The sequence below is a fragment of the Brevibacillus schisleri genome, from assembly GCF_055685845.1.
Map to the genome: position 1 here is coordinate 3140775 of NZ_JBVNDM010000001.1, position 17910 is coordinate 3158684.

A 17910-nucleotide genomic window follows, 5' to 3' on the forward strand; every position below is an offset into this window, starting at 1 on the left:
ACCCGTATTCATTATACTCGCTCGATCTGTGTGTTCTACCCACTCGGAGTCGATTTAAGGTTGTTGTAAGGTTCTTGTCAGCTTATTGACGGGTTGGGACTCTATGATTTTGTAGGAGAGACCAATAGATAGGAGCGAGAAAAGATGAATACTTTGATTCAAACGGAAAACCTTTCAAAGCGCTATGGAGAAGTCTATTCCGTCCAGCGGGTGAATCTTGCGGTAGGCGAAGGGGAGGTCTATGGCTTCCTCGGTCCAAATGGTGCAGGAAAATCGACGACTTTGAAAATGCTGCTAGGATTAGTCAAGCCGACGGAAGGGAGTGTATCTGTATTCGGGAAGGATTTTAGCAGGAACCGAATTGAGATTTTGAGTCAGACGGGTTCCTTGATCGAGGCTCCTTCGTATTACGGTCATCTTACCGGCCTGGAAAATATGCGCGTCATGCAGCGGCTGCGAGATGTCCCGGACAAACAAGTAGAGAAGGCCCTGCAAATTGTCCGTTTGGAAAAACAACAGAACAAAAAGGTAGATCAGTATTCGCTCGGGATGAAGCAGCGACTGGGAATTGCCATGGCTTTGCTGCATTTTCCTAAGCTCGTCATCCTCGACGAACCGACAAACGGTCTGGACCCTGCTGGAATCGGTGAAATTCGGGAATTGATTCAATCCTTGCCACACCAGTATGGAATGACGGTCTTGCTCTCCAGCCATCTGCTTTCGGAAATCGAGCAAGTCGCCACGTCCATCGGCATTATCCACGGGGGGAAACTATTGTTTCAAGGGAGTATGGAGGAACTGCAACGGAATAGTCGGCCTCGTGTTTGGTTGAAAACGCAGGACAATGACAAAGCGAGAAGAGTTCTTCAAGATCGGGAGCTTTCTCCAAGTCTCCAAGATGGCTTTCTTGTTATGGAAGAGATGGGGGATAGAGAGGTAGCGCAGACAAACCGGGCGCTGATGATGGCGGGCATTGATGTTTATCGCATTGAAGTGCACAAACAAAGCTTGGAGAGTATTTTCCTTTCCCTTACAGGCAAGGAGGGAAGTTTGTAATGCGGATGCTTTGGCTGGAGTTTTATAAAATTCGACATAAGCGATTGTTTCTCATGCTCGCCATTCTTTTGAGTATCGAACTGGCATGGGGGTTTATGGCTGTCAGTATCTCTATGACAAAAAATCCTGATGCACAGATGTGGAGCGCCATACTGGTCACGATTACAGCCATGAACGGATTGTTTTTGCCGATCGGTTCGGCTGTCATTGTTTCACGGATTTGTGATATGGAACACAAAGGGCGTACATGGAAGCTGCTGATGGCTGCTTCTGTCAGCAGGAAAGCTGTATATACGGCAAAATTCGTCTCTGCGGCTGTTTTGATGGGGGGTGCCGTCATTCTACAAGCTTTGGCGATCGTGGCCTTTGGCATTGGCTTTGGTTTATCCGAGCCAGTCCCGATTGGCCTATTACTCCGCTTTGTGGTAGGAACCACGGTGACAACACTCGTGGTGATCGCTTTGCAACAATGGGTCTCTCTCGCCATCAAAAATCAGGCGTTCAGCCTATGTCTCGGGATGATCGGGGGATTCATTGGCATGACGGCGAGCTTGTTTCCGCCACAAGTCGGACGCCTTTTCATCTGGTCGTACTATGTAAACTTTTCGCCCGTTACGTATCAGTACGTGAACGAAGCTATGCGGTTTACTACACGAGAAATCGGTCTTTCTTTACCGATCATCGTCGTACTCATGGGCATCGCATTTTACCTTGCTGGGAGCATTCACGTATCCCGGCAAGACGTATAGGGAGGACCTTGTATGCTAATCAGATGTTTGGGAGCAGAATGGGTAAAACTTCGACGCTCTCGTATATGGCTCGTTTTGCTTGTGCTTCCTGTTTTCAGTACGCTGATCGGTTTTGCCAACTACTGGATGAACCAAGCGATCCTGCAAAATGGCTGGTACAGCCTGTGGACGCAGGTGAGCTTGTTCTACGGAGAATTTTTCTTGCCCATTCTCATCGCGATCTGCTGTTCGTTTGCGTGCAGATTGGAGCATGTAAACCGAAACTGGAATGTAATCCTGACAGCGCCTGTATCGACTCCAACGATTTTTTTCGCGAAGCTGGTGGTGGTTGGCGTTCTTCTTTTTGGTGTGCAGCTTTTCTTCTTCGTGCTGTATATTTGCGCGGGTTTCATCGCTGGACTACATGTACATTTTTCCTTTCCTTTGGAAGTGTTCGGGTGGATGATGCGAGGCTGGCTGGCTTCGCTCACCATTATTTCCTTCCAGCTATGGCTTTCTACGCGGATACAGAGCTTTGCTGTACCTGTCGGCATTAGTGTTTGCTCTGTTTTTGTAGGGTTGGGCTTGTATGTGTCTGGGCTCGGGATGTTCTTTCCCCAGTCACTTTTGACGATTGGCATGGGCGTGCTCAGTCAAGAAAGTTTGTCACTAGGAGAGCTGGGGGCGTTCGTCGTCATGTGTGTACTGTTCGTGACGAGCGGTTGTGCACTGGGGATTCGTCGTCTTACGAGAGAAGGTCTTTAACAGTTTTCGCCATATTAACGGTTTCCCTTTCCTGTCAAACAACCTTATAATAGAAGGTGAATGATCGAATGAGGAGAAGTTTTCCATGGACGATAAACACATAAACAAGACGAATAGCAAATGGGTGATCTGGGGGTTTATTCTCAGCGTACTCGCTTGTGCTGTGTCTATGGTGATTTTTATCTACGTGATGCGCAACTGACAGCACATGATGGAAGCGTCAAAAAACCGCTCGTTCCATAGAGCGGTTTTTTGCTGTGGTGCTAGCGGGATATCGCTGTTATTTTTCGGATGGCTTCTTCTTGTGATAGCTGGTTCAGCTCGGTAAAGCCAAGCTTGGAAAGAGCAATTGTTTTTCCTTGATAGATTGGATAAATGCCCTGCCAGAGACCTGCTGTACTGTACATCTGTGATCCACTCACTTTTCGTAAAAACAATAAATAATTCCCTTCGGCTAGCGGCCCAGGATATTGCAGGTTGAGCGGACTGGAGGCATCAGGAAGCGGCTCTACGCCAGTGCTAACCACTGTTAATAGTCGGGATGCTGTGCCTTTTACGGCCTTTTTTACATGGAGTCTTTGTGTGTAATTCACGATCTTGCCCTGGGGAAGGGTGCGTCCCGTTGGATACGCCCGATGGGTCCTGTCTACCCGCCCAATGACGATCAAGTCGCACTTTTTGACGAGCTCCGCAAGGGAAGAAAAGGAGGAGGGATCTACTTGTACCCGCCCGATGTCCGTTTGGGCATGGACAGGGAATGAAAAGCTGCAGAGAAGTGACAGACAAAGCAGCAATTGATAGAACATGAACCCATTTCCTCCAAACAAAAGAAGTCTTGAAGATAGTATGAACAGAATGGGTATCGCTCATCCCTGTATGTTTTTAGTATAATGGTAATATTCCGAATAAATAGAATCCGTGCTATCATGGGGGCGTACTGTGATTTGTTGGTTGAAATCGCCCAGACTATGACAAGGAGGTTATCATGAATCATTTATTTGCTTTTCGACGTGTCGGTACGTGGTTTTTCGTGTTGGCTCTTTTGTTGCAGGTAGCGGCTTCGCCTGCGCTAGCCAAGGAAGAGGCCACTTCTTCTAGTCCTCTTGCACTCCACATAGAAAAATTCTTCGCCGATTTGAAAAACGATGAGAATAGCAAGGGGATGTACGCTGGAATTGCGGTCTACGATCTAACCGACAAAAAATACGTATATAAGCACAATGCCGAACGTAATTTTATCCCAGCTTCCAACATGAAGCTGTTTACGACCATTGCGGGTATGGATAAGCTGGGGCCGGATTATCAATGGAAAACCGAGGTGTTTGTTTCAGGAAAGGTAAATAACGGAGGTATTTTGCAAGGAGATCTGATTTTAAAAGGCTATGGGGACCCTAGCCTGACCCCGGACGATTTGCAGCAAATGGCAAAAGCCATCAAAGATTTGGGGATCAAACGAATCAATGGAAACCTGCTTCTCGATGACAGCTATTTCGATGAGACTAGACTGGGCACGAGCTGGATGTGGGATGACGAACCGTATGGGTATAGCGCTCAGATAAGTGGATTAGCCGTAAATAAAAACGTTACGACCCTAACCGCAACCCCTGGAAAAACGGTGAAAGATGCCCCCGTCCTGACGATGAACCCAGCTACCACATACATAACAGTCACAAACCAGTTGAAAACGACAGCGGGTAAGGAGAGCAACGTGCTTGTCGAGCGTCCGCGCGGAAAAAATGAAATCATCGTAACCGGTACGATCGGGGTGCAAGCAGCTCCTTATGATGAAGATGTCACGATGGAAGACCCGGCTTTTTATGTGGGCGATCTATGGAAGGATCAGTTGCAAAAACAAGGGATTGCCTTATATCCGAAGGCGGAAGTGAAAAAAACCGTGCTGCAAGGCGGAGTGCCTCTCTATACCCACTTGTCCAAACCATTAGGTGAGATCACGGTGGAGCTCAACAAGGATAGTGACAATTTCTATGCGGAGATGCTTGTAAAGACACTGGGCGTAACCCAGAAAGGTGAGGGCAGCTTTGAAGCAGGCAGTGAGGCGGTAGCGGACGTGATGAAGCGAGCTGGCATTGAGTCAGGCTTCCGTCAGGTAGACGGCTCCGGGTTATCGAGATTTAATATGATCACTCCGGAACAGATAATCGAAACAATCATCTTTTTGCAGGAGCAAGAATATCGAACGGAACTGGAAAAATCACTCCCAATCGCGGGAGTAGACGGCACCTTGAAAAACCGCATGAAAGGAACCAGTGCGGAAAAGAACCTGGTAGCGAAGACAGGCTCATTAAGCGGAGTCAATACGATGTCGGGTTATGTAACGGCAAAAAATGGTCATAAGCTGGCCTTCTCGATTTTGATCAACGGCATTTATAAATCGAAGTATGCAAGGGAGCTACAGGATCGGATCGGAATTTTGTTAACAACCTACCCGGATATCGCAGCACCGGAAGGATTCAGCCCTCCAGAGAAAAAGACGTACCCACTCTCTGCTATGATCGATCCCATCCTAGATACGCCGGAAGCAGCAGGGGTAACGGCTGGAATCATGATCAAATCGTTGGATTCAACAGGTGACCCTGTTTTATACGAGCGGGATGCGGACACACTGCTTACCCCAGCTTCGAATTTGAAGCTGTTGACGACCGCAACAGCGCTGAACCAGCTTGGCTCGGATTACGTCTTTAAAACAGAAGTGTATGGAGAGGCCCCGATCACCTCCTCGGGCATACAACAAGGCAATCTGTATGTGAAAGGATACGGTGACCCTACCTTGCACACGGAGAATGCACTCCAGGTGCAGGAAGGTGTGTCGATTGAAAAAATAGCAGGGTGGCTCAAGCAACAAGGAATCACGCGTATCAACGGGAACCTTGTGATGGATGACAGCTACTTTGATCAACAAAGGCTTGGCCTCGGCTGGGCATGGGATGACGAGAGCTACTATTACAACCCGACCATAGGAGCTCTCGCATTAAACCGAGGGACGGTCATGATCGAATTCAAGCCCGCTAACGATGCTGGCAAACCAGTGGACATCAATGTGCTACCCAAAACAGCGTATGTGCAGGTGATCAATGAAGCCAAGACGGTACAAAAAGGGGAAGAAAATACGTTTGCGATCCTGCGTGACCGTGGAACAAATACCATCAGACTGTCAGGGAACCTCCCGCTTGATCATGAAGGGGATTACGAGCGAGTTCCTGTGGAGGAGCCAGCCAAGTACGTGGGGACCGTACTGAAGGAAACGTTGCAGCAGCAAGGAATTGCGTTTGCTCCAAAGAGTGAAGTGCTGATCCAGCCAGTACCTCCAGCAGCAGTGAAATGGACACAATTTGAGTCACTGCCGCTCAAGGACATCGTTCAGTATCTCAACAAGCGAAGTGACAATTACTACGCAGAAATGCTCCTCAAGACGCTCGGAGCGGCAAAGAAAGGCAAAGGGAGCGCAGCCAGTGGTGCAGAGGTCGTTCAGGAAGCCGTAGCTTCACTTGGCGGGAATACCACCTTCGACATGATGGATGGATCTGGTTTGACCCGCTACAATCTAATTTCTGCTCGGCAGATCGCATCCTTACTTGAAGGGATGACCAAGGAATCAACATTTGCTGCTTATGATGAATCTTTACCCATAGCAGGAATAGATGGTACACTGAAAAACCGCTTGAAGGACACACCTGCCACAAATAATCTTCATGCGAAGACAGGTTCGATGACGGGTGTGAACACACTGTCAGGCTATATCACGACAAAAGGCGGGGAGAAGCTCATCGTTTCGATTTTATTTAATGGCTATGTCGAGGATGAAGAGCTGTTTACCAAGATGCAGGATCAGATTATTACGATACTAGCCAGTTACGAATAGATATACGAAAAAGGAGTCCCAATTACCGGGTGCTCCTTTTTCTGTTGGTATCGTCTCCTGAACTGGGTCAATGCCTGTAGCGGTCAATCAGCAGGCGACATATCTATATTCAGATTAGGAAGCAGACGAAGTACAGAACAGCGGTGAAGGAGGGGAAAAAGAAAAGATGCACCCTGCACTCTTTCATTGGAAGCGTTTGGAGCAAGTCGTAACAAAAGTGCTTGTACAGGCAGGTGCCAGACATAAGCATGCAAGGCTTGTAGCAGAATCCCTCGTCCATGCTGATTTGCGCGGCATCGAATCCCATGGTTTGGCGAGGCTGCCGATCTATATCCAACGTATCGAAGCAGGCTTGATCGAATTGAATGATGAACCTGTGGTATGGAAACAAGAGGGAGCAACAGCACTAGTAGACGGAAAAAACCTTTTGGGTGCGGTAGTCGGGGTTGCGGCATTGGAGGAAGCGATTAAATTGTCACGTCAGATGGGAATCGGGCTAGTTGGTGTTCGTCATTCCAACCACTTCGGCTCCTGTTCGTACTATGCAGAACGAGCGATCACGGAAGGAAAGATTCTCATTGTCCTTTCCAACGCCCCCGAAGCCATGGCGCCAACAGGTGGGATTCGCCCTTTTTTCGGAACAAATCCGATTGCAGCGGGGATACCGTCAGGAGAAGAGCCATCCTTTTTGCTAGATATGGCTACAAGTGTCGCTGCCAGAGGAAAAATCGCCTTAGCCGTTAAAAAAGGAGAATCCATTCCTGCAGATTGGGCCATTGATGCCAATGGGAAGGAAACGACTGATCCCACAAAAGCCTTGCTAGGCTCACTTTTGCCGATCGGGGGAGCAAAGGGGTACGGATTGGCGATGTTCATCGATATCTTGTGTGGGCTGCTAACGGGTGCAGCAACGGGACCACATGTAAAAAGCCTGTATGACAATTGGCACGATCCACAAAACGTAGGACATCTATTCTTGACAGTGGATATTGAACGATTTATGCCACTCCCCGATTTTTGCGCCATGATGGATGCCTACATTCGCGATGTGAAAAGTGTACCTAGGAAAGAAGGTGTCTCGGAAATTTTCATTCCTGGGGAGATCGAGAGCCGAAAAAAGCAAGAACGCATGGAAAACGGTATTCCTTTCGATCCAAATCTGACAAAAGAACTGAGCCAATTATGCCGAACCTATGGAGTTGATTTGCAGGCAGCGTGTTATATGCCCTAACCAGATTTCCATTCGCAGGTGGTTTCATGGACAATCCATCCCACATAGACTAATGTCATCGGTTTGGAAAGGAGTGAACCGTCTATGCAACGACACATGTGCAAAGGCAAAATTCACAGGGCGACAGTTACGCAGGCCGAACTGGATTACGTGGGGAGTATCACAATTGACGTTGCTCTCATGGATGCGGCAGATATCAAGCCTTATGAAATCGTGCAAGTAACCAGTTTGCGTAATGCCACGCGCTGGAAAACATACGCGTTACCCGGAGCATCGGGAAGCGGAGTCATCTGTCTGAACGGTCCACCTGCCCACTTATTCTCGCCGGGAGATCTCGTCATCATTTTGAGTATGGGCATGTACGATGAATCCGAGATGGAACAGCTCGTTCCCAAGGTCGTGTTTGTGGATGGACAGAATCGTATCACGAAAATAGAGGAGCATCATCTGATAAAGAATGGAGAGACACTGCCATAAAACCGCCAAACGTAGGAAAATGGGGCAAGCATAAGCACATGGTCAAAGACGAACTTTTGCTGGAGTATTTGCCCAAAACCCGCGTGTACACTCCTGAAGAGCTGTGGGAGTATGCAGAAGCGTTTACACACGTGATGCTGAAGCCTTCGGGAGGCGGCGGTGGGGCAGGGATTATTCAAGTAACGGCACGAGGAGGAGAGAAGTATTTGGTCCATAGTGGGAGTCGTCAGCGTCTCGTGGAGGGGAAAGAGGCGACGATCCGATACGTGGAATCGTTGTTTCGACCTAAAACATACCTGCTCCAGCCGCGTATCCCACTCGGGAAAATCAAGGGCAAGCCTTTTGATGTGCGTGTCATGATCCAGCGCAGGAGCAATAAGGAGCCTTGGATCATAACTGGGTGGTGTGCAAAGCTTGCAGGTCCGGGCTTTGTCGTGACAAATGTGGCTCGCAGCCGTGGAAAAGTTTTGCCCATCCAGACGGCAATCAAGCTGTCGAATATAAAAGCGGACCCACATCTTTTGCGTGATATCCGCATGATAGCATCGGCAGTAGCTAATCGATTGGGAAGGGTCTATCCGACACTCCGGGAGATCGGTTTGGACTTAGGGATTGATGTGGATGGCAAACCGTGGATTATTGAGGCCAACTTCCGACCTTCACTTGCTCTCTTTCAAAAGCTGGAGGATAAGACCTTTTACAAACGAATTGTTTCCATGCGAAAACGATAAGAGGAAAACCACTTGTCGATGTGGTTCAAACGGTAAGAGATGGACAGGTGGTTTTCTCTGTTTTTTTTCAACGAATGGTAGTTAGAAAAATCTTTCAATTACAACTATGGCGTTACTACTAGCGAAGGAGCGCAAAAGTTGATAGAATGCCTCTCAATAAGATGGGAGGTAATATACACGTCGATGATAACCTTATCTAAGAAAGAAATGCTGCTGGTCAGTTTTATGCTGTTTTCGATGTTTTTTGGTGCAGGAAACCTTATTTTTCCACCCTATCTGGGTCAAGAGGCTGGTTCCTTTGTTTGGCTGTCGATTGCAGGCTTTGTATTATCTGCTGTTGGTCTTCCCATTCTTGGTGTGATTGCCATCGCAAAAGCAGGGAGCTTTTACCAATTGGCAAGTCGTGTTCACCCAAGCTTTGCTCTTATTTTTCCTATTTTGATTTATGTATCGATTGGACCCGCACTTGCTATCCCGCGTGCAGGTAGTCTCGCGTACGAGATGGGAATGGCGCCATTTTTGCCGGCGCAAGCCGTGGATTCCCCCTGGAGTCTTTTCCTCTATACGCTCGTATTTTTTGGCATTGTCTTTTGGTTCAGTCTGACTCCTTCCAAATTGATTGATCGCTTTGGGAAAATACTGACGCCTACACTGTTGACTATGATTGCGTTGATCTACGTTAAGAGCTTATTCACACCACTTGGTCCAACAGGGGTACCAGCAGGAAAATATGCCACCAATCCCGTTGTGCAAGGTTTTCTGGACGGGTATTTAACGATGGATGCTTTGGCTGCACTCGTTTTTGGTATCGTGATTGCCAATACACTGCGTAGCAAGGGAATTGAGGACAAAAAGCAACTGTCTGCGAATATGATCAAGGCAGGCATTGGAGCAGGTATGTTGCTGACATTCATCTATGTCATTTTGGGATTGCTTGGTTCATCCGGTGCGTCTTTAGGAAGGCCGGAGAATGGCGGACTGCTCCTGACAGCAATCATGAGGCAGCTATTTGGGACAAGCGGTACGCTGATTCTTGGTGTCATCTTCACTGTTGCCTGTCTTTGTGTATCCATCGGACTCGTAACTTCTTGCAGTCAATACTTTCATGGACGATTCAAAGGCTTATCCTACAGAGCATGGGCGATTATTCTCTGTGTCCTGAGCATGGGCGTCGCAAACTTGGGTCTATCGGAGATTTTAAGTGTATCTGTCCCGATCTTGGGGGCCATTTACCCGATTGCTATCGTACTCATTTTGTTGGCGTTGCTAGAGCGCTGGATATCTGCACATTCGTCTGTGTATATGACGACTGTCGCCTTTGTGACGGTTTTTGGTGTCGTGGATTTGATCAATCTTACGTTTTTTCATCAAAGCTGGAACGAGATCTTGGGTGTCCTCCCGTTCTATAAGGAAGGCGCTGGTTGGATCATGCCAGCAATATTTGCAGGTTTTGTCGGTGTTTTGCTCGACTTTCGGAAAAGGACAAACCGCACAGGAACAGGAACAACAACCACCCCATCCAAATAAGGCAGCACGAAAGAGAGGGCTTCGTTTTTGCGAAGCTCTTTTTGTTGTGGAAGAAGCATTTTGTTACTTTTTTCAAGATTCATTCGTATTAAAAGTGTTAAATATTGGGGGTTAAGGAGGTTCATTGACGTGAAAGTAGCACCTGTTGCGGAAGGTGAGCGAATCCGACAGCTAGATGGGATTCGAGGCTTTGCCCTTCTGGGGATCTTGCTAGTGAATATGCCGTCATTTTTGTTTCCCATCATGTTCTTACCAGATGCAGGGATGGTCAATACCCATTCGGAAATAGATGGTTGGATACGGCTTTTGTTTAACATGTTTGTACAAGCGAAGTTTTACACCATCTTTTCGTTTTTGTTTGGGGTAGGCTTTTTTCTGTTTATGCATCGTGCCGAGAGCAAGCAGTTGCCTTATCGGAGTCTATTTACTCGCAGACTAGCCGTTCTGCTGATTTTTGGTATGGCCCATCTCGGTTTCCTCTGGTATGGAGATATTCTTCATACGTACGCCCTAGCTGGTTTTCTCCTGTTGCTGTTTTACCACAGGCAAGAAAAGACAATCAAAAGATGGGCGTGGACGCTCTTGATTGGTATGCAGACCCTGTCTGCTCTGATTCTGACTGTTCCCGAGGACCTGGTTTCTGTGCCAGATCAGTCATCGCTCATTCAAAAGGCAATCAATACCTATACGAATGGATCGATTATCGAGAGGTTGCAATTCCGGGTTGGTTACGAAATTCCGGTAGTTCTTCCCTTTGAGTTTTTTGTCATCCTATCGGTATTTCCTCTCTTTTTATTCGGATTCTTGGCAGCCAAGCGGGGAGTATTTGCGAGGACGGAAGAATTTATTCCAGCCATTCGCCGCGTATGGTGGCTGGCGCTGAGCTTGAGTGTTGTGCTTGTACCGATGATTCCACTTGTTCAATTTGGCATCGTAAAATTTCCTGCCTCAATCTCGGTCGCCGTTCAGACTTTTGTCACATGGAGCGGTCTTAGTCTGTGCGCTTTTTACATCACGTCACTGCTGCTTCTTTATCGGAAAGAGAGCGGGCAGCGCATACTGAAGCATTTGGAACCGGTCGGCAGAATGGCATTAAGCAACTATTTAAGCCAAACCATCATCGTCATATTGGTTGTACGTGTTGGACATTTGTATGGAACGTATGGGTTGGCTCTCGGATTGGTGTTGAGCTTGGTGATCTTCTCTGCGCAAATCTTGGCTAGTCGCTGGTGGCTCACCAATTATCAGTTTGGTCCGGCAGAATGGCTTTGGCGTTGTTTGACATACGGCAAATTTGTACCAATGAAACGAAAAGGAGGGCTTCTCTCGAAAACGTCCAGTTAAGGTGGACGTTTTTTTGTTCCTTCAGCGTGAGGGTAGAGCATCGGATAAAAGGGGAAGGGTTGGGGCAAAATTTTCCTATCTCACAAGCCGAGTAACAAGCAGCAGCGCTCTGAAAGTAGGAAGGAGAAAGAGGATGGCTGGCAACTGGATTCCGTTTTTGATCGGCTCCTTTGTAGGATCGATGGTAGCACTCATCGTGGTGGGACTGCTTTTGATCTGTCTTTTTCGTCCTCTTACACAGTGGTTACTCGCCAAGTTCATGAAGCGCCTTATGTCAGACCGCTATCCGGAAAATATTTTCGAGATGGTCTCTGCAATGACCAAAGTCAGTCCACGCTATGTTCTGGAAAACAGCTTGCGAGCAGCTACTGGACAAGCCATCGAACGTCCTTTCGGAAGTCCACGCAAGTTCTTGAACTTCGATAGCTTGATATTTTCTCCTGCACAGCTGGCCAAGATGCCTGCGAGTGAGGATATAGAAGTGGATATGCAAATCACGATTGGACCCATGGCAAAAAAGCCGTTAACCTTGGACGTTCCGATCATGGCAGGGGCGATGGGATACGGTATCGGTGTAAGTGAGGATGTGAAAATCGCGATTGCAAAAGGAACGGCCGCCGTGGGGAGTTTGACGAATACGGGGGAAGGTCCGTTACTGCCGGAAGAAAGGAAATTCGCTAGACATCTGATTCTCCAATACAACTCGGGAAAGTGGGCAAAGGAGCCGGAAATTTTGCGACAGGCGGACGCCATCGAAATCCATTTTGGACAGGGGGCGACTGCAGCTTCCGCGAGCTTTATCCCCGCTGAATATATTCAGGGAAGAGCTGCTGAAATCATGGGGGTTCAGGGCGAAGAAATGATCGTCATTCCTTCTCGGCATCCAGAAGTACAGAAGCCGGAAGATCTCAAGCAGCTCGTAGACAAGCTGCGCACCATAACAGACGGCGTCCCGATTGGCGTCAAAATCTGCGCCAGTGCCATTCTTGAAAAAGACCTGGAGATTGTCATCCAAGCCGGTGTAGATTTTATCAGTATTGATGGCGGACAAGCGGGGACAAAAGGAGGACCTCCAATTCTGGAGGATGATTTCGGATTGCCAACGATTTATGCGCTGAGCCGCGCCGTGCACTATTTGAAGAAAAAAGGTGTGAAAGAACGAATTACTTTATTGTCTGGGGGCGGCTATAATACCCCGGGGGAGTGCTTGAAAGCAATTGCTTTGGGAGCAGACGGCATCTTTATGGGGACGGCTCTTTTGTGGGCGATGACTCATGATCAGGTGACAAAAGCAATACCATGGGAACCACCGACAGAACTGGTCACCTATCCAGGGAGCTTGAAAAACAAATTCGACCCCGATTCAGCCGCGAAATACTTGACTAACTTTTTTCTTTCGTTTGTGGATGAGATGGAAATTGCCATTCTCGCGCTTGGGAAAACGTCTCTTCGTGAAGTGACCGCTGCTGATCTCGTCTCACTCGATGAGATGACGAGCAAAGTGACGAAAGTACCCCTTGCCTATCATTCATCCTCTTCCAGTTAAAATCGCTTGATCGACGTACGAATGGGAGGGATTCGTATCGAACAGAGGATCATCCAAATCAAGTCACCTGCCCAGTATAACGGATGGACCATGACGCAGACGTGGGAGCATCTTCTTTTTTTGCATTGGGCAATTTCCCCGGTGTCTATCCAAGCGCTGATTCCAGCAGGGCTTGAGCTCGATACTTACGATGGCAAGGCATGGATCAGTATTATCCCGTTTTTGCTGAGTGGCGTGCGTCTGCGGCGGATGCCAGCTGTACCATTCACGACGACTTTCCCCGAAATTAATGTGCGGACGTATGTGAAGGCGAAAGGGAAGACGGGCGTGTATTTTCTTTCGCTGGATACGTCGAATCCTCTCGTGATCAAGATTGCGAAATTTTGGTACCGACTGCCGTATTATCGGGCCCAAATGGCTTTTCAACGCCAAGGGGATGTGATCGATTTTACCTCTCGACGACTATCTGGTCTACCTCAGTCACCCTCGTTCGAAGGCAGCTACCAGCCTCTCAGTGACAAATTTTTGGCCAAAGAGGGAACGCTAGTGCATTGGCTAACAGAGCGATACACGCTCTTTTGCAGGTGTAGCAGAACAAAGCAATTGATGTTTGCGGATGTAGTACACGAGCCGTGGCAGCTACAGGAGACAGCCTTTCATATTCGTGAAAATGCGATGACCGAAAACCTGTCGATCCCACTCACGGATTCTCCACATTTAGCACTGTATTCACGTGGTGTACAAAGTCTGATTTGGCCGATTCGAAGTCTAGCGGATATACCTTCGGATCAAGGGGGATAGTAGTGACTGATACTGCTCCAAAGGGTATCAGTCTTTTTGATTTGAGCTTGCCAGACTGACTTTTGGTCGGTAAGATGGAAGGTAGCACTTTTTTTCGCAAGAACAGGAAGGATCTGGTATTTGGTTATGGCTCGAAAAGAACGAATTGGTGAGTTGGATCTGATCCGGGCCTTTGCATTCTTGGCTGTGGTTTATCAGCATGTCATTGGTGTATACATCCGTGAGCCGGGATTGACAGAGCAGGTGTCGATCATCTACGGAATGTTGTTTCATTTGCTAAAATTCGCGGTTCCAGCATTCATTTTCATCACGGGTCTTGTATTGTTTTACAACTACTCCGAAAAAGTGAACTATATTTCCTTCACGCGTAAACGGATAACCGAGATTTTGGTTCCGTATGGAGTGTGGTCGGTGGTTTATCTTTACTTGATGGAGAAGCCCCTGGGTGAGGGAGCAGCGTTCATTTGGAATGTAAGCAAAAATTTCCTGACTGGGACATCCTCGTATCATCTGTGGTTCGTCGTGATGATTTTTCAGTTCTATCTTTTGTATCCGTTTTGGCAAAGAGTATTTGAACTTTTCCGCAGATTCGTGACAAGCCGCTTTCGTCTCGTTCTCGCTCTTGGTGTCACCGGATTGATTTATGGGGGCCTCATGTGGTTTTCAGCCCGTTACATCCCGGCGCACGGTTTTCGGTTCGATATGAATTGGCTTGATACGTATTTCATCAAATACCGAGATCGAAATGCGTTCTATTATTTCTATTACTTTTTGTTCGGTGGCTTGGTCGCCTTCACGTTGCCTGCATTTCGTGCCATGCTGAAAAGATACTGGTACTGGATCATCATTTGGGTAAGTGTCCTGTACGCAGTCATTGGCTATGAGCTTTTCCGTGAATCAGGGCAAGGCCAAATCAATTTAAACGAAGCGACATCCTTGAAACCGTCCATGTTCCTCTATACGATGGCTTGCTTACTTGCTGTGTACGCTCTCTGCCTATGGATGAGCAAGAAGCAGTCCAAATGGACACATTGGCTAGGACTCCTTGGGAAATATTCGTATGGAGCTTATTTGATTCATGCGCTGATCTTAACGTACTTGATGAAGCTTTTGCGCGAGCTTCAGCTTTTTCACACGGGCGTGTGGGGGAGTGTGGTCGCATTCGTCTTGTGCTCCATTCTTTCTTTTGCCGTATCATATGGGCTGGGAAAACTGCCATTTGGCTCCTGGCTAGTAGGGACAGCCGAGAAAAAGACAAAAAAGGTTCCGTCCTCTCAAAAAGAATGGCAAAACGCAGGATAATCGCAGGTAGTTTGGCCAGATGCAGAGAATGGTAGGAGGTTAAAGGGGGAAGCGGGTCGTCATGCTGTTCGCTTACATACAGTTAGCCATGGCCATGGCCTTGGTTGGAAGCAACATCTCCATCGGGAAAGAAATTGTTTCCCATGTTCCCGTGTTTTTGTTTTCGGAGCTGCGCTTTTTGCTTGCGATCGTCATCCTATTGCCGTTGCTCGCTATGCGTGGAGAATGGAAAACGTCTTGGAGCCGTGAGGAAGGCAAGGTGCTATTCTGGCAGTCGTTTTTCGGCGTGTTTCTGTTTAGTATTTGCATGCTGTACGGCGTTCAGTGGACGACCGCTACTGCCGCGGGTATCATTACGAGTACAGTACCTGCCTGCATCGCTTTGTTTTCGTTCTGGATTCTCAAGGAAAAATTACACGCCAACAGCTTAGTGGCGATTGGTCTTTCAGTCGGCGGCATCGGCTTCATTACGTTCACAGGTAGCGGAATGGAGCAAAACTGGGTAAGCATGCTTGGCAATTTGTTCGTATTTTTTGCAGTCGTCAGCGAAGCGCTTTTCACGATTTTCGCCAAAAGACTGTCTGGGAAAATTACGCCTTTTCAAATGACGGCTGCGATTAATGTCATCAGCTTTGTCTTGTTTCTTCCGTTTGCGATCTGGGAAAGCTTGCGGTTTGATTGGAGTGCCGTACCTGCAAATGTGTGGTGGCTTCTTGTGTACTATGCGTTTACGGCCAGTGTCTTATCCTTCTTTCTCTGGTACAAAGGAATGGAGAAGGTGGAGGCATCCAAAGCGGGCTTGTTCACCGGAATGATGCCGATAAGTGCTGCTCTCGTGGCTGTCTTTTTCTTGAATGAAGCATTTACTTGGTTGCATGGGGTGGGGATGATCCTGGTGCTTGCCTCCATTTTTATCGGTACACAGCAGCCTCGTCGTATACGTTCTTCGATGGAAAGTGAATGGAAATAGCTTGATGATAAGGTCTCGGAAACCCTCGCATTTTTATTTCGTGGGTATCCGGGTCTTTTTTATAAAATCGAGTAGGAGGGAGTGACTAACTCCCGTCCTCTCACACCACCGTACGTACCGTCCGGTATACGGCGGTTCATCAAGCTTGACGAAGAACAGAATATCGTTGTACTAAACTTTTCAGCCCTTGTTGTTGCCAGTATGCAACTCCGAGGGCTTTGTGTATTTGAGGAGTCTTTGTGGAACGCCACGCACCCTTTCGGGTGTTTGCAATTTCTATTGCTTGGACGTGTGATAAACCCAGAGAACGAAGTTCTCGATATCGGGTTTTTATTCGCTTCCACTGAGACCACAAGCAAAGTCGGAGTCTACGCCGTATCCATTCTTCGATGGATTGTAGAATTTTCTTTGCATCTGCAAGGGCGAAATATCCAACCCATCCCATGAGATACTGGTTTAGCTTCCGAATCCTTTCATCCATAGAGATGCTCCATACCGGATTTGTGATGAAGCGGATTTTCTCTTTCAACTTCAGAAGTGATTTTGGATGAAGCCGAATCCTTGCTTGCTTTGCGTTAGTGAAACTGAAACCGAGGAACTTACGTTTCCAAGGTCGATCCACTGCACTTTTCTGCTCATTTACTTTTAGCTTAAGTACCTTCTCCAAGTAGTTTTGGATACTCTCTTTTACCCGTTCTCCCGCCCGCTTTGTTTTCACGTAGATGTTGCTATCGTCTGCGTATCTACAAAAGCGATGTCCTCTCTTTTCCAGCTCTTTATCCAAGTCGTCAAGCAGGATGTTCGCCAATAACGGACTAAGCGGGCCACCTTGTGGTGTGCCTTCTACTGCCGAGAGGCAGACTCCATTGATCATGATGCCTGCTTGTAAGTATGCGCGAATAAGTTTCAACAAAGCTTTGTCTTTTACTTTTCGGGCAACCCGACTCATTAAAATATCGTGATTTACCCGGTCGAAGAATTTCTCTAAGTCCATATCTACGACAAAGCGATATCCTTCGGAAATATAAGATTGTGCTTGTCTCATAGCGTCATGCGCACTGCGATTCGGTCGGAATCCGAAACTGGATTCTGAAAAGTGGGGATCGAATATGGGAGTAAGAACTTGGAGAATGGCTTGTTGGATTAAGCGATCTATCACGGTAGGAATACCTAATAACCTTACCCCTCCGTCAGTTTTCGGGATTTCGACTCTGCGGACAGGGGAAGGTTTATAGGTTCCTTTCATAATCTGTTCTTTAATGGTTAACCAGTGTTCACGGATATAATCGCGCAGTTGTTCGGTTGAAACACTGTCGATTCCCGCCGATCCTTTGTTTCTTTCCACTCTTTCGAGCGCCACTAATAGATTTTCCCGTGATAGGACTTTCTCCAACAACTCCATGACGATACCCTTTCCTTCGCACGCATCCTTCTAGTCTTGTCGGTCAATACTCAGCCCTCTCTTGTACCCTCAGGGCTTCACCCTTATTCTCCAAGAGTAGTTCCTTACGGAATTCTGCTTCACAGTTTGATCACGAAAGTGATTAGCGGA

General features: G+C 47.6%; 15 protein-coding genes. 13 read left to right on the forward strand and 2 right to left on the reverse strand.

Going from position 1 to position 17910, the window contains the following annotated elements:
- Window positions 1-144: 144 nt before the first annotated feature.
- The 3 genes from ACUUHJ_RS15425 to ACUUHJ_RS15435 are packed head-to-tail and all read left to right on the forward strand — an operon-like array spanning window position 145 to window position 2549.
- Entirely contained in the window at window positions 145-1056 is a 912-nt protein-coding gene (locus ACUUHJ_RS15425; RefSeq protein WP_472299260.1) for an ABC transporter ATP-binding protein, read from the forward strand.
- Window positions 1056-1805, forward strand: coding sequence for an ABC transporter permease (locus ACUUHJ_RS15430; protein ID WP_472299261.1), 750 nt, complete (start codon window positions 1056-1058; stop codon window positions 1803-1805). The genes ACUUHJ_RS15425 and ACUUHJ_RS15430 overlap by 1 nt, the downstream gene beginning before the upstream one ends.
- 12 nt (window positions 1806-1817) lie before the next feature.
- The gene (locus tag ACUUHJ_RS15435) at window positions 1818-2549 is read left to right on the forward strand and encodes an ABC transporter permease (RefSeq protein WP_472299262.1); all 732 of its coding nucleotides are present in this window, start codon (window positions 1818-1820) and stop codon (window positions 2547-2549) included.
- A 263-nt stretch (window positions 2550-2812) separates the two neighbouring features.
- Here the strand turns inward: ACUUHJ_RS15435 and ACUUHJ_RS15440 are convergent, their stop codons facing one another.
- Window positions 2813-3355, reverse strand: coding sequence for a hypothetical protein (locus tag ACUUHJ_RS15440; protein WP_472299263.1), 543 nt, complete (start codon window positions 3353-3355; stop codon window positions 2813-2815).
- 179 nt (window positions 3356-3534) lie between these two features.
- Here ACUUHJ_RS15440 and dacB point away from each other — a divergent pair, with 179 nt between their 5' ends.
- The 10 genes from dacB to ACUUHJ_RS15490 all read left to right on the forward strand — a co-directional run bounded on the left by dacB (window position 3535) and on the right by ACUUHJ_RS15490 (window position 16358).
- The gene (gene dacB / locus ACUUHJ_RS15445; RefSeq protein ID WP_472299264.1) at window positions 3535-6429 is read left to right on the forward strand and encodes a D-alanyl-D-alanine carboxypeptidase/D-alanyl-D-alanine endopeptidase; all 2895 of its coding nucleotides are present in this window, start codon (window positions 3535-3537) and stop codon (window positions 6427-6429) included.
- Window positions 6430-6595: 166 nt separating this feature from the next.
- Window positions 6596-7660: an Ldh family oxidoreductase gene (locus tag ACUUHJ_RS15450; protein WP_472299265.1), complete on the forward strand. Its 1065-nt coding sequence runs from the start codon at window positions 6596-6598 to the stop codon at window positions 7658-7660.
- An 84-nt stretch (window positions 7661-7744) separates the two neighbouring features.
- Complete coding sequence (gene panD / locus ACUUHJ_RS15455; RefSeq protein WP_064199298.1) at window positions 7745-8137, forward strand: aspartate 1-decarboxylase; 393 nt, start codon at window positions 7745-7747, stop codon at window positions 8135-8137.
- Window positions 8138-8175: 38 nt separating this feature from the next.
- Entirely contained in the window at window positions 8176-8868 is a 693-nt protein-coding gene (locus ACUUHJ_RS15460; protein ID WP_173606059.1) for a YheC/YheD family protein, read from the forward strand.
- 183 nt (window positions 8869-9051) lie between these two features.
- On the forward strand, window positions 9052-10395 hold the full coding sequence (gene brnQ / locus ACUUHJ_RS15465) for a branched-chain amino acid transport system II carrier protein (protein ID WP_472299266.1): 1344 nt from the start codon (window positions 9052-9054) through the stop codon (window positions 10393-10395).
- A gap of 129 nt (window positions 10396-10524) precedes the next feature.
- Entirely contained in the window at window positions 10525-11739 is a 1215-nt protein-coding gene (locus ACUUHJ_RS15470) for a DUF418 domain-containing protein (RefSeq protein WP_289673010.1), read from the forward strand.
- 133 nt (window positions 11740-11872) lie between these two features.
- A complete protein-coding gene (locus ACUUHJ_RS15475; protein WP_289673008.1) occupies window positions 11873-13285 on the forward strand; it encodes an FMN-binding glutamate synthase family protein in 1413 nt (470 codons plus the stop codon).
- A gap of 6 nt (window positions 13286-13291) precedes the next feature.
- On the forward strand, window positions 13292-14086 hold the full coding sequence (locus ACUUHJ_RS15480) for a YqjF family protein (RefSeq protein WP_289673006.1): 795 nt from the start codon (window positions 13292-13294) through the stop codon (window positions 14084-14086).
- A 126-nt stretch (window positions 14087-14212) separates the two neighbouring features.
- The gene (locus ACUUHJ_RS15485) at window positions 14213-15388 is read left to right on the forward strand and encodes an acyltransferase (protein ID WP_289673004.1); all 1176 of its coding nucleotides are present in this window, start codon (window positions 14213-14215) and stop codon (window positions 15386-15388) included.
- 61 nt (window positions 15389-15449) lie between these two features.
- Entirely contained in the window at window positions 15450-16358 is a 909-nt protein-coding gene (locus ACUUHJ_RS15490; RefSeq protein WP_472299267.1) for a DMT family transporter, read from the forward strand.
- 139 nt (window positions 16359-16497) lie between these two features.
- Here the strand turns inward: ACUUHJ_RS15490 and ltrA are convergent, their stop codons facing one another.
- On the reverse strand, window positions 16498-17760 hold the full coding sequence (gene ltrA, locus ACUUHJ_RS15495; protein WP_106834678.1) for a group II intron reverse transcriptase/maturase: 1263 nt from the start codon (window positions 17758-17760) through the stop codon (window positions 16498-16500).
- Window positions 17761-17910: the final 150 nt, after the last annotated feature.